The organism is Pseudomonas sp. MPFS, assembly GCF_022537035.1.
Taxonomy (GTDB): Bacteria; Pseudomonadota; Gammaproteobacteria; order Pseudomonadales; family Pseudomonadaceae; genus Aquipseudomonas; species Aquipseudomonas sessilinigenes.
Genome location: NZ_CP066123.1, coordinates 3,651,082 through 3,663,436 on the forward strand (window position 1 = coordinate 3,651,082; position 12,355 = coordinate 3,663,436).

15 protein-coding genes and 1 pseudogene are annotated in these 12,355 nt (G+C 58.0%); 9 read left to right on the top strand and 7 right to left on the bottom strand.

Annotated elements, in window-relative coordinates:
- Positions 1–79: 79 nt before the first annotated feature.
- Positions 80–1,183, top strand: coding sequence for a ribosomal protein S18-alanine N-acetyltransferase (gene rimI, locus I9018_RS16650; protein WP_241106911.1), 1,104 nt, complete (start codon positions 80–82; stop codon positions 1,181–1,183).
- A gap of 6 nt (positions 1,184–1,189) precedes the next feature.
- On the opposite strand, the gene I9018_RS16655 is transcribed toward rimI, so the two are convergent.
- The 3 genes from I9018_RS16655 to lpxO all read right to left on the bottom strand — a co-directional run bounded on the left by I9018_RS16655 (position 1,190) and on the right by lpxO (position 3,876).
- Complete coding sequence (locus tag I9018_RS16655; RefSeq protein ID WP_241106912.1) at positions 1,190–2,335, bottom strand: PQQ-dependent sugar dehydrogenase; 1,146 nt, start codon at positions 2,333–2,335, stop codon at positions 1,190–1,192.
- 71 nt (positions 2,336–2,406) lie between these two features.
- Positions 2,407–2,781: a hypothetical protein gene (locus I9018_RS16660; RefSeq protein ID WP_241106913.1), complete on the bottom strand. Its 375-nt coding sequence runs from the start codon at positions 2,779–2,781 to the stop codon at positions 2,407–2,409.
- Positions 2,782–2,976: 195 nt separating this feature from the next.
- Complete coding sequence (gene lpxO, locus I9018_RS16665) at positions 2,977–3,876, bottom strand: lipid A hydroxylase LpxO (RefSeq protein WP_068586509.1); 900 nt, start codon at positions 3,874–3,876, stop codon at positions 2,977–2,979.
- 342 nt (positions 3,877–4,218) lie between these two features.
- Here lpxO and I9018_RS16670 point away from each other — a divergent pair, with 342 nt between their 5' ends.
- Positions 4,219–4,956 carry an alpha/beta fold hydrolase gene (locus tag I9018_RS16670; protein WP_068586512.1) on the top strand — a complete coding sequence of 246 codons (738 nt, stop codon included), beginning with the start codon at positions 4,219–4,221 and terminating at the stop codon, positions 4,954–4,956.
- Here I9018_RS16670 and I9018_RS16675 read toward each other — a convergent pair.
- On the bottom strand, positions 4,904–6,010 hold the full coding sequence (locus I9018_RS16675) for an MFS transporter (RefSeq protein WP_241106914.1): 1,107 nt from the start codon (positions 6,008–6,010) through the stop codon (positions 4,904–4,906). The two genes, I9018_RS16670 and I9018_RS16675, sit on opposite strands and share 53 nt — an antisense overlap.
- 285 nt (positions 6,011–6,295) lie before the next feature.
- Here I9018_RS16675 and I9018_RS16680 point away from each other — a divergent pair, with 285 nt between their 5' ends.
- Positions 6,296–7,000 carry a helix-turn-helix transcriptional regulator gene (locus tag I9018_RS16680; RefSeq protein ID WP_241106915.1) on the top strand — a complete coding sequence of 235 codons (705 nt, stop codon included), beginning with the start codon at positions 6,296–6,298 and terminating at the stop codon, positions 6,998–7,000.
- Between the two features lie 79 nt (positions 7,001–7,079).
- Here the strand turns inward: I9018_RS16680 and I9018_RS16685 are convergent, their stop codons facing one another.
- Complete coding sequence (locus tag I9018_RS16685) at positions 7,080–7,376, bottom strand: hypothetical protein (RefSeq protein ID WP_241106916.1); 297 nt, start codon at positions 7,374–7,376, stop codon at positions 7,080–7,082.
- A gap of 183 nt (positions 7,377–7,559) precedes the next feature.
- The gene (locus tag I9018_RS16690; RefSeq protein WP_241106917.1) at positions 7,560–8,384 is read right to left on the bottom strand and encodes a helix-turn-helix domain-containing protein; all 825 of its coding nucleotides are present in this window, start codon (positions 8,382–8,384) and stop codon (positions 7,560–7,562) included.
- A 141-nt stretch (positions 8,385–8,525) separates the two neighbouring features.
- Between I9018_RS16690 and I9018_RS16695 the strand changes: the two genes are divergently transcribed.
- Together I9018_RS16695 and I9018_RS16700 are read left to right on the top strand one after the other, a co-directional pair.
- The gene (locus tag I9018_RS16695) at positions 8,526–9,077 is read left to right on the top strand and encodes a GNAT family N-acetyltransferase (RefSeq protein ID WP_241106918.1); all 552 of its coding nucleotides are present in this window, start codon (positions 8,526–8,528) and stop codon (positions 9,075–9,077) included.
- Between the two features lie 41 nt (positions 9,078–9,118).
- Positions 9,119–9,604: a hypothetical protein gene (locus tag I9018_RS16700; RefSeq protein WP_241106919.1), complete on the top strand. Its 486-nt coding sequence runs from the start codon at positions 9,119–9,121 to the stop codon at positions 9,602–9,604.
- Positions 9,605–9,667: 63 nt separating this feature from the next.
- Here the strand turns inward: I9018_RS16700 and I9018_RS16705 are convergent, their stop codons facing one another.
- On the bottom strand, positions 9,668–9,847 hold the full coding sequence (locus tag I9018_RS16705) for a hypothetical protein (protein WP_241106920.1): 180 nt from the start codon (positions 9,845–9,847) through the stop codon (positions 9,668–9,670).
- Between the two features lie 229 nt (positions 9,848–10,076).
- On the opposite strand from I9018_RS16705, the gene I9018_RS16710 reads away from it, so the two are divergent.
- From I9018_RS16710 to I9018_RS16725, 4 genes and pseudogenes are all read left to right on the top strand, one after another.
- Positions 10,077–10,460 carry a hypothetical protein gene (locus I9018_RS16710; RefSeq protein ID WP_068586529.1) on the top strand — a complete coding sequence of 128 codons (384 nt, stop codon included), beginning with the start codon at positions 10,077–10,079 and terminating at the stop codon, positions 10,458–10,460.
- 383 nt (positions 10,461–10,843) lie between these two features.
- A complete protein-coding gene (locus tag I9018_RS16715; protein ID WP_241106921.1) occupies positions 10,844–11,416 on the top strand; it encodes a GNAT family N-acetyltransferase in 573 nt (190 codons plus the stop codon).
- Between the two features lie 176 nt (positions 11,417–11,592).
- A pseudogene (locus I9018_RS16720) lies at positions 11,593–11,849 on the top strand (transposase domain-containing protein); the annotation flags it as partial.
- 25 nt (positions 11,850–11,874) lie between these two features.
- Positions 11,875–12,306 (top strand): GNAT family N-acetyltransferase, encoded by a 432-nt coding sequence (locus I9018_RS16725; RefSeq protein WP_241106922.1) that lies wholly within the window; start codon positions 11,875–11,877, stop codon positions 12,304–12,306.
- Positions 12,307–12,355 lie beyond the last annotated feature (49 nt).

Consider the following 12,355-nt stretch of genomic DNA (forward strand, 5'->3'; position numbering starts at 1 on the left):
TGAAGAAACCTGACCCTTTCTATTAAGCACGAACTTTTTTTGAAGTCTCGTTTCATTACGCAACTTTTACGGCGGTTATATGGATCTTGTCTTTCGCACTGCAACCCCCGACGACCTGCCGGCACTGGTGGCTCTGGAACAGCAATGTTTCACCAGCGACCGCCTGACCCCGCGCAGCTTTCAATGGATGATCAGCCGCGCCCATGGGCAACTCTGGGTGGCCCAGCATCAAGATCGGGTACTCGGATATGCCCTGGTGTTGTTTCATCGCGGCACATCCCTGGCGCGCCTCTACTCCATCGCCATCGCTACCGACGCCCGTGGGCTGGGCCTGGGCAAACGCCTGTTGCAGCAGATCGAAACCTGCGCCCTGGAGCATGACTGCGCCTACCTGCGCCTGGAGGTGCGCAGCGATAACCCGACAGCCATCGCCCTGTACGAGCGCCATGGCTATCGGCGCTTCGCCCGTATCCACGACTACTACGAAGACCATGCCGACGCGCTGCGCCTGGAAAAACGCATTCGCGAACACCGCGAGACCCGTAGCATTCGAGTGCCTTACTACCAGCAGACCACCGATTTCACCTGTGGTCCGGCCTGCTTGCTGATGGCCATGGCCGCGCTGCAACCATCACGCCCCTTGATGCGCACCGAGGAGTTGCAGATCTGGCGCGAGGCCACCACGGTATTCATGACTGCCGGACATGGCGGCTGCAGCCCCCAGGGACTGGCACTGGCGGCCTGGCGCCGGGGATTTGCCGTGCGCCTGCAGGTCAACAGTGCCGGGCCGTTGTTTCTCAACGGTGTGCGCGACGAGCATAAAAAAGACGTCATGCGCCTGGTCCACGATGAGTTCTGCAAAGAGCTGGACCGTAGCGATGTGCAGCAGGTGCTCGGCGGCCCGCTGGACCTGGCGCGGCTGCTGGATGCTGGCGGCCGCCCCCTGGTGCTGATCAGCAGCTATCGCCTGACCCGCTCCAAGGCCCCCCATTGGGTGATCGTGACCGACTGCGACGAGGATTTCGTCTACCTGCACGACCCGGATGTCGACCACAGCCAGCACCGCCAGCCCATGGATTGCCAGCATTTACCCGTGAGCCACGATGAGTTCGACAAGATGTGCAGCTTCGGCAGCAATAAGTTGCGGGCCGCCGTGGTGCTTTCGTCACGACGGCCCACGTAGGTGGTGCTACTGCAGGCCTATCTTGTAGAGCCCACCCTGGTCCTCGTCGGTAACGACATAAAGATACCCATCGGGTCCCTGGCGCACATCGCGGATACGCGACTTGAATTCGCCCAGCAGGCGCTCCTCGTGCACCACCCGATCACCGTCGAACTGCAGCCGGATCAGTTCGCCACTGACCAGGGCACCGATAAAGGCATTGTGCTGCCAGGGCTTGAAGCGCTCGTCATCATAAAAGGCCATGCCGCTGATGCCCGGGGACTTCTCCCAGACATGATGGGGCACCTGGGTACCAGGAGCGTCCTGGCCCTTGGCCTCGGGAATCGGCTGGCCGGAATAGTCGATGCCATGGGTTGCCAGGGGCCAACCGTAGTTCCTGCCACGCTCGATGATGTTGACCTCGTCGCCTCCCTTGGGCCCGTGCTCGTTCGCCCATACCGTGCCGCTCCAGGGATTGAGCGCCGCGCCCTGGGGGTTGCGATGGCCATAGCTCCATATCTCCGGCCGCACCCCGGCGCGGCCGACGAAGGGATTGTCTTGCGGTACTCGGCCGTCGGCATACAGGCGCACGATCTTGCCCTGGAGCTTGTCCAGGTCCTGGGCGGTGATGCGGTCATTGTTTTCCCCCAGAGTGATGAACAGATAGCCATCGCGGTCGAACACCAGCCGTGAACCGAAATGATTGCCCACCGACAATTTCGGCTCCTGGCGAAAGATCACCTGGAAGTCCTTGAGCCCACGACCATCGGCCGCCAGCCGTCCGCGCCCCACGGCCGTACCGGCCGTATCGCCCTGGGCACTGCCTTCTGCGTAGGACAGATAGACCATGCGGTCCTGCTGGAAATCCGGCGACAGCGCCACATCCAGCAAGCCGCCCTGCCCCTTGGCCCACACCTCTGGCACGCCACTCAGGGGTGCCGACAGCTTGCCCTCGGGGCTGACCAGTCGCAGGTTGCCGGGGCGCTCGGTCACCAGAATACCCTGGCGTCCTGGCAGGAAGGCCAGGGCCCAGGGATGATTCAACCCCTGCACCACAGGGACCAGGCTCAAGGTGCCCTGCTCGCTGGGAAACTGCTGGGTATCCGCGGCCTGGACCGATACGGCGCTCAACAGGGTGCTGGCGCACAACGCGGCAAAAAGGGTTCTACGCATGCCTTGCTTCCTTCTATGGATCATTGAATTCCCTGGCAGCCTGCCGGCCGCCTGCTCGACAACGGATTGCCTCAACGCCGGTTGCCATTGGCGTCGTAGCTGGGGCTCGGCAACCGGGGGGCGGGATTGGGTTGCGGGGCCCTGCCACGAGGATAGCCGTTGCCAATGCCGCCGTTCTCCAGGCTAGGCGGTTGGCCACTGGGCACGGTGCCAGGGCCACGCAGCGGAGGGTTGGCAGGTTGGGTGCCCTGCATGCTGTTGGGGTTCGCCCGACGGATGGGATTGCTGTAAGGGTCGTTGTTGCCACTACCCGGCAGGTTCTGAGCCAACTGCAGGGTTTCGGGAAACGGGCTGGAAACAAGGGCTTCGGGACTGGCGGCCCAGGTGCTGGCGGTAGCCCAACCAAGCAAACACAATGCGGTGAGCCCGCGAACCAGACTGTTCATGACAAGCCTCCATGGGAGCGACTAGGTATCGAATACGATTCCACGCTACGCCCAGGGTTCGGCTTTGTTAATCAAATTATCTTCAAGAACATGCAGCGCCCAGTATCCAGGACGCAGATGCGGGGGCGGATCGGCAGGCCCCTTCACCACCGCGCAATAACGGCTCGGTGAAAGGGCTGCTGGAGGCGGGATAAATCAGATATAGATGAACAGCAACAAGAGTGCGGCGAAGATCGCCCACTTTTCCAGGTAGTAGCGCGTGCGATTGCGCTTTTTCAGTTCCTTGCCCCGCAGGCGAATCTTGTACAGGCGGTTGAAGGCACGGTTCAGGCCACCAGTCTTGTCACCGGCATCATTGGGCGAGCCGGCCGCCGACATCACGGTGCGGCTGAACCAGCCATTGAACGCTGCGGCCCAGCGATATTTCATCGGCCGCTCGACATCGCAGAACAGGATGATGCGGTTCTGGTCGGTGGTGTTTTCCGCGTAGTGGATATAGGTCTCATCGAACATCACGGCTTCGCCGTCACGCCAGTGGTAGCGCTCGCCATCGACGTCGATGTAGCAACCTTCGCTGTTAGGCGTGGACAAGCCCAGGTGATAACGGTAGGAACCGGCATAGGGGTCGCGGTGGCGTACCAGCTTGGAGCCCGGAGGCAACTCGGCGAACATCGCCGCCTTGATCGAACCGATGCTTTGCACCAGCTCGGTGGTGCGCGGGCACAGCTTCATGGCCGATGGATGGCTATCGCCGTACCACTTGAGGTAGAAGCGCTTCCAACCGGTCTTGAAAAACGAGTTGAAACCTACGTCGTTGTACTGCTCCGAACGCTTGATCTCGCCAGCCTGCAGCAGGTTCTGGCCCTCGGCACGAATCTCTTCCCAATGCTCCTGCAGCTTTTGCATTTCAGGAAAATCCGCCGGGTCCAGGTAAGGCCGGTTCGGGTGCTTGGAGAACAGGTAGAGGAAGCAGTTGATGGGGGCCAGGAAGGTGGAGTGGTCACTGAGCTGGCGGCCCAGTTTGTGGCGCACGCGCCCCCGCAGGTGTACGTATGCGATGGATAGGACGTATACAGCGGCAATGATGAGTTTCACGGAAATCGTCACATGTCAGAAGGGAACATGCTGCGCCTCCAAAAGCCCGGAAGGCCAGAGGCAAATGGCAGCGTCTGAATTGAAAAAGCGCGACGGGCAACACGCTTCGTTGCCCGTCCGGCTCTCGGCATCTGGCCGTCGGCTGGCATTTTAGCCACAGTTTGTAATCAATGGTTAACTCAAATTTGTGAAAAGCTGCTCTGTTCCAGCGCTTGGCCCCATCTACCACTCAAGGGATTGATATACCTCAATAAAGCTCGATGCGCTGTTGGCTGTGCCTGCCGATTGCAGCGGAGTATCCTGCGCCACTAACCGAACTGCCTGGTAAGGATCGCCTGGTCGATGACTGCTACCCTCCCCCCGATGCTGGTCCTGCTGCCTGGAATGGACGGCACCGGCACCCTGTTCCAACCCTTGCTCGACGCACTGGGCCCCAGCACCCCGGTGCAGGTCCTGGATTACCCGAGCGACCGGGCCCTTGATTATCCGGCCCTGGAAGAGCGCGTGTGGCAGCAGATCCCACGGGAGCGACCGTTCGTGCTGCTGGGTGAGTCCTTTTCCGGCCCGATAGCGGTGGGTATCGCCGCCAGGCGGCCCACAGGATTGATAGGGTTGGTCCTGTGCAGCAGCTTTGTCCGCAATCCCCGTCCAGCGTTGGCGCCCCTGGCGCCCTTGCTCAAGTTCATGCCCTTGCAATACCTGCCTTCCTGGCCGATGGATGCCCTGCTACTGGGCGGGTTTTCCACCCCAACGCTGCGCAACATGCTCATCACCGCCGTCGCCCGGGTGGCGCCGGCAGTGCTGCGTCTGCGCTTGCGGGAGGTGATCGGTGTCGACAGGTGCCAGGCCTTGGCTGCCTTGGAGGTACCGCTGCTGTATCTGCGCGCCCGGGAGGATCGACTGGTGCCTCCCCAGGCTTCGGCCTTGATCCAGCAGCTTCGCCAAGATGTGCATCTGATCGAGGTCGATGCCCCTCATTGCCTGCTCCAAGCCGAGCCCGTGAAGGCCGCGGCGCATCTGCAGCAGTTCATGCAGATGCTCCAGCAGACGGGGCACGACTGGCAATCATCCACGGGATAACCATCGCGGCCAGGGCGACCAGCGCTGCCACGGCATAGAAGGAGTGAATGAGTCCGATGGCGTGTGCCGCATACCCCACCAAGGCCGGCCCCAGCAGGACACCCAGATAGCCCAGCATGCTGGCTGCCGCGATAGCGTGGGACGCTGGCATGATTCGCTGCCGGCCTGCCAGCGAGAACAACACTGGGACGACGTTGCCCGCTGCCAGTCCGGCAATGGCTATGCAGATGAATACCAGGACCAGGCTGCTGGCCCAGGCAGCCAGCCCCAGGGCCATGGCAGTCACCAGGAAGCCCCCCAGGAGCATCGTGCGCTCGCCGATGCGCTGGACAATCCGATCACCCACCAGGCGGACCAGAGTCATTGCGCAGGCAAAGAGCGAGTACCCGGCACCGGCCACGGCGATGTCCAGGTGTTTTTCCCGGGTGAGCAGCAGTGCACTCCAGTCGAGCATCGCGCCTTCGGCCAGGAAGATCACCATGGCCAGGAGCCCAACCACCAGTACCACGCCCTTGGGCATGACGAACAACGGCGCCCTCTCGCTACTCTCGATGTCCAGGAACCCTGGAGCCGCCATCAGCAAGCAACAGGCGACCACCAGTGCGGCAACGCTTGCAGCCAGCACCGGGCTTGCCCCGGCAGCGATCGCAGCCGTCACCGCAACAGCGCCTATCAGGCCACCGACGCTGTAGAAACCATGAAACAACGACATCAGCGGCGCATTGGCAATCTTTTGTACTTGGGTCCCATGGATGTTCGCCACCACGTCAATGGCACCTATGGATGCACCGAACAGCAGCAGACAGAGCCCCAGTACCGCGGGTGTCGAGACAATGGCCAGAAGCGGCAAGGTGGCTGTCAAGCCAATGCCTCCCACTACGATCAATAGGCGACACCCCAGGCGACTGGCTAGCGCTCCGGCAACGGGCATACCGATCAGGGCACCAAGCCCCAGGCACAACAGCAGGGCTCCCAGGGTGGCCGAGTCCACGGCCAGGCGCGCCTGGGCAAAAGGCACCAGGGGGGCCCAGGATGAGAGTGCGAACCCCGCCATGAAAAACGACAGTTGAGTCGATCGCTTGGCACCCTTCAGGGATGGGGTGCTCGACGCATGACCCGGTAAAGGTGCGGGGAAATCTGTTTGAACGTGTGACACAACCACTCCTCGGGAATGCAAAATTCCACCTCTTTATTGAGATTGATTTACATTAACAGGAGTGAAATTCGTTATTTATCTGTACTATGCCAAATTATGTCGATAACCCGTCACGATAATCCCCCCAGGGACCCCGATCCAGACAATGCCTACGCCCCTGTCGTCGGCCGCCTGGAGCAATGGTTGCCCGAAGAAGCGGCACCTCACCGGCACAGGCGCCACCAACTGATGTGCGCCGCCAATGGTGTCATTCACGTCACCACGGATTTGGGGGAGTGGGTCCTCCCCGCCACCCGGGCGATCTGGGTCAGCTCCGGCACCGAACATGCAACCCAGGTCAAGCGGCCAACCCATACCCGTGTGCTGTACATCGACCCGGATGCCTACGACATGCCCAAGGAGGGTTACTGCCTAGTGGTTGCCATGACGCCACTGATGCGCGAAGTGATGACTGCTTGTGCCGGGTTCCCCTGGGACTATGCCGAAAACACGCCACAGTCTCGCTTGGCCCGGGTCTTGATCGACCAGGTGACCGCTCTGGACCACTCACCGGTGGACCTGCCCTTCCCCACGGACCCTCGTGCCACGCGCCTGGCGAAAATCCTGCGTAGCGATCCGGCAAACCGACTGCCGCTGGAGGTTCTGGCCAAGCAGGTGGGCGCCAGTCCACGGACCATTGAGCGGCTGTTCAGCCATGAGGCTGGCATGTCTTTCGGTAACTGGCGCCACCGCCAACGACTGCTGACGGCCATGGAGTACCTGGCCTATGGCGAAAGCGTGACGAATGTCGCGCTAAATGTGGGCTACGAATCGGCCTCCAGCTTTGTCGCGGCGTTCAAGGCTGTGTTCGGAAACACACCGGCCCGCTACTTCAAATCCGCCACCTGAGCCTTGCCGGCGCAGTGTCATCCAGGCAACAAAAAGCCCGATGCTTGATCGGGCTTTTTAACGTCTTGGAGAACCTGCTCTAGGTGGCAGCGGATGAACGCTCCACAAATGCGGCCTTCAACATCCCCAGGCACAACACGACAATTGCGCCCCCTGCGCCAAACGCCAGGCAACGCCATTGCCAATCAAGCTCATCATCGAATCCGCTGATCAGCGCAGCGACACCCAATCCCAGGAGGATCAAGAAGAGGAAGGCGGCGATAAGCCAGGTACCGAAGAACAGAATTCGCCACCGCCATTTACTTCGCTTGATGGGCAAACGAGCGTCAGTAACGGAGGATTCATGCTGCATATCCATCGCAAGTTTTCGGCTCATCCCTAAGAAGAAACCCCGGCCGAGCAGCCGGGTTCAAGACATTCCTATACCCAACCCCCAATTGAGAGGGGTGGAGGATTGGGTAAGGAATGAAGGCCAGATGATGCCAAAGACCCGGACCGGGGACAACCTAAAAACCCACAGGGGCGTCTTTACCCCCCTTCTCGTACCGCACAGGGCTGCCTAGCTTTTGCGGTACTCGCTCAAGCCAAGGCCGGTATGACGCTTGAAGTACTTACCCAAGTAGGAAGCGTCGGCAAAGTGCAGCTCATCAGCGATCTGCTGGACGGACTTTCGAGGTTGGCCAAGCTGTTTCTTGATCTCCAGCACCACCTGTCTATCGATCAGGGTCTTGGGGGCGTCATTGAAGTACCTCTTGGAAAGTTGCGACAGATAGAAGGGAGTGATGTTTAGCAGGCCTGCATAAAACGCCACTTCGCGGTGTTGCTTGCAGTGTGCCGAAATCAACTCCCAGAACTTCCAGCAGATTGCCTCTGGCCTGCTGTAGTCGTTTTTTGCCCCCGCCTCAAGATCCACTTCCGCGCAGAGCCACAAGAACAGGTTCTGCAAATGATTGACGAACATGACCCGCTTGTAGCTCGAACATTGGCCCTGGATCATCGCCACCTGGCTCTCCCAGGCTTGCAGGAAAGCGCTGAGCCCTTGGTCTGGACGAAAGAACGGAAAACGATTCAAAAAAACGAACAAGCTGCTAGGCAATACAGCCGCCACCTCTGCCGCAGCGGATCGGTTGAGTCGATAGCCAGTACACGAAAAATCGTCCGACTTGCTGGTTATCAAGGCAATGGAGTCTTCAGCAAGTACCAGGAAATCCCCCTTCATCATCCTGTACGGCTGGAAATTGACCTCCAGTTCGGCACTTCCGTCTTGGCAAACCAGCACAACCACATAGGCCAACGCCAGTGGATGCCCTACTTCCCCGCTGAACTGGCTCTCACCGATGACATAGTCTTCGGTGCCGGGATCTCCCAGGGAATTCATTTGCATTCAACACTCCAGGCAAGCGAGCCATTCGGGCTACTAGTTTTCAAAACTACTTATTTTACCCAAGTCCATGCGTTGCCGGCGCTCGCTCTCACTTCCACAATTGTCTTCTTACTGTCTCCCTCCCAATACAGAAGAGAACCGATGCTGAACACTGAACGCCTTGTATTACGGGCCTGGAAAGCCAGCGACGCGCCCAGCCTCTACCAATACGCAAAGGACCCACGGGTTGGGCCCATTGCCGGTTGGCCGGTGCATACCAGCGTGGAGCAGAGTTTGGAAATTATCCAGACAGTCTTCTCGCACCCGGAGGTCTATGCCGTGACATCAAGGGAAAACGACATCGCAATCGGCCTGGTAGGGCTGTTGATCGGCAAGGACAGCAACTTCGAGATTGCCAATGATGAAGCCGAGGTCGCCTATTGGATCGGCGTTCCGTTCTGGGGCCTGGGTCTGATACCGGAAGCCGTCAAGGCCCTGATGCACCATGCCTTCGAGGACTTGGGCCTCAGTGCCCTATGGTGCGGCTACTTCGCGGAAAACGAACAGTCATTCAAGGTCCAGGCAAAATGTGGCTTCAAGCATCACCACACGCAGGAGAACAAGTTCAATCAATTCATGAGTGACTATCGGACCGAGCATATAAGTCGTATCAGCAAGAAAGAGTGGCTGGCTTTGCTGGAACAACAAGCTTAGGTGGTAGGATCAGCGCCCTTCATTTCTGGGAGCGGCCTGCAGTGACACCGATCATCTGTGCCAACGAATTCGATATCTGTATCTCCATGCCCGATTTCGTTACCTGGAACGACGACCAGAGCGCCCCCAATACCGATTTGGTGGCGGCCTTGCAGGCCATGGGCATTGTGCTCGACATCACCGGGCTCCATGACGTCTATTTCAACGAGACATCCGTGGGCACCGGTGATGTACATGTCTACCCCTGCGGGAAGTACCAAAGTGTTCTGGTGATCGATATGTATCGAGAGCTGAGCGATCAGCTGGACATTGTCAGCCTGTCGCTGCAAGTGGAGCCAGCCATCCTCGATCGAGTCTTGCCGCACCTTAGGCGCTTCTTCGATGCTGCCGAATGCCAGGTCGCCTTTCGGCAATCCAGTCATTCGCAACAGTTGCGGACATTGCTTGATAGCGGCAGGTACCCTGCGCAGGTCGATGAGAGCGGTTATCGACAGAGGCTGATCAGTCATCCTCACCCATTGCTATAGCCAGCAGTAGTCGATCCTTAAGCCATAGGACTGCAATCTGCCCTGATGATGTATCGAGGAAAGTCAGGCCTTGGTCGACTGGGTGAACGCCCAGCCAAACGCAACAGCCGCGATGACAGGCCGTATCAGGTCAGAAGCAGGCGCCATGCCAGACACCACCGGCAGCGCCATGATGACGAGCACAACCAACGCGGCGAGCACGCCACATGCTGAGATCCAGCGAAAGTACCGAGGAAACATCATGCGACTCCATTGTAGAAGCGCGGCATCGTAATTGCATTTTGCCACCTACTCAATATCCAAGCCTGTAGGGTCACATGCCGCAAGGAACTCCTTATGAGAGAGCCGGGCTGCGGCACACCGCGGCGTGTTTTAGCAGCAACTTCTTAACTACGGGTCCTGTTTCGTTCACACTGCATAGCAAGACTCATGGACTGGCTGCCCGCCAGCCTCTAGCAATTGGAATGCAGCAATGAATAAGAGCATCCCTACCCTGCTTTTCTTTTCCGCTTTGTTGGCAGCCTGCGGCCCAAACAAACTCGTTTCCGACCTGCCTTCACCCAGCGGGAAGTATCATGTAGAGGTACGTCAGTGCCCTCAAAGCGGGTCCATTACATGGAGCGAGAAGATTCAGGTTTCCATACTCGAATCGGGTGTATCGGCAGCATGCCAATCGGCGGTGGAGGCGTTGATGCAATTCGACGCAAACGAGTCGGCAAGCCAGCTACAACTCGAATGGGTCTCGGATACCGAACTTCGGGCATGGCTCCCAGGCTTCAACCCCGAGTACGGCCCATCGATTGCAATGTACAAGCCCAACAACCCGATCAAGGTGGTTTTCTCGCCGAAGCCATGAGAGTGGGAGTTGGATGAAAGCCTAAGGCAAGCCCTTCATGGCATCTTCTGATTGTGCATAGAAGACAATCCCGAACGTTACCAACAGTTTTACCAGCATCAGCCAACTCCTTGTTCTTGGTTTGAATCCAGGCCATCGACTAGTACTGTAACGTGTTGCCAAAAGCCCATGGCCTCCGAAGCCAGTCTTAGGCCAACAGCAGTGCTTTAACTGAAGTGCGTCGAGCCAGAGATGCATACGGAACTCCATAATGGCGAGCCAACGGTCAAGGATATCGAACTGGATCAAAAGCATCATGGGACGCGTGCCAGATATTAAGGAAGAGACGGTCTGACACCTCCTGTGCTGCACACGCCTGCGGCATACTCGCTCAATCGCCTGATATGAGCGAACGGGAAACAGCCATCCAACTCAAAGGAAGAATGATGCAACCGCTACCAGTACCTGGGTCAATTGTTGGCCAGTCGCTAGAGCTTCGCCCACTAGAGGCTGCTGACTTCGAGTCGCTGTACAACGTCGCATCCGACCCCTTGCTTTGGGCTCAACACCCAAGCCCCATGCGCTATCAGAAGCCCGTTTTTCGCGAGTGGTTTAACGATGCACTTGCTTCACAGTGCACGCTTGTCGTTCTCGATCGCAGCAACAATCAGGTAATTGGCTCCTCCCGCTACTACGAATTCGATGAAGAAAAGCGGGAAGTCGCAATCGGGTACACCTTTCTAGCTCGTGAAAAATGGGGCGGAGAAACCAATAAAGAGCTGAAGCACTTAATGCTGACTTACGCATTTCAACTTGTAGATACCGTTTGGTTTCACGTTGATAGTCAGAACTTTCGGTCTCAGCGAGCCATGGAAAAGATTGGCGCGCGCCTCTCCCATCGCGCTACCAAACAGCTAGCAGATCGCACTCAAGCGTACTTTCTCTACAAAATAGAGAAGCCAGGTCGCTCAGAGTAAGGCACAAAGTGCAACGCAATCATCAAGCTATCGAGCGAACACACCTTCAGCCCCCAGATTAAGGGCGATGGTGTCCACCTAAAATACGTGGAGACCATCGCTCTTAATTCAAAGAACACCATGCATCAACGCCAATCTGGTTCGGAAGTGGAGACCTGTCTATCGTGACCGGACCACTGCCCATCGACAACAATGCCTTGGAAAACCAGATCAAGCCTTGGGTACTCGGTAGGTCAAATTGGCTCTTCACCGGGTCACTGCGCAGTGACAAACGAGCGGCAGCGATCATGAGTTTGATCCAGGCGGCGCGTATGAATGGACATGCCCCTATGCTTATCTCAAGGACATGCTGATGCGGCTTCCTACGCAGCGAGCATTTGAAATTGATCAGTTGTTGCCGCATAAATGGGCACACAAGTGCCATTGCTCTTGAGAATCCTTGTGGAACGGTGGTTCGAATGACTTCATATTCATGTTTACTCAAGCTACCGTCAGTGCAGACTTACCAAGCACTACGGACGGGCTCCGGCCTTAGCGGCAAGACAGATGAAGCCTCTGTACGAGGTCTGCCCAATACCCTCTTCGCCGTTCAAATCCTTTATGGGGCTCTACCCGTAGGAATGGGGCGCGTGATCGGTGACGGAGGATGCTTCTTCCAAGTTGTGGATATAGCTGTCCTTCCCGCGCATCAAGGAAAAGGTTTAGGGAAACGAATCATGGCCGAAATCATGAAATACATCCAAGCCAACGTTCCTGAAAGTGGGTACGTCAGCCTTATCGCGGACGGCCAAGCACAAGACCTTTACGCACAGTTTGGTTTTACTCACACGGCACCACGTTCTGTAGGTATGGCTTACAGTATCCCTCCCAAGCCTATTCACACATCTTGATGTTACGAACACAGGAGGTGGTACAGTCCGTACAGTTACAAAGCGTCGC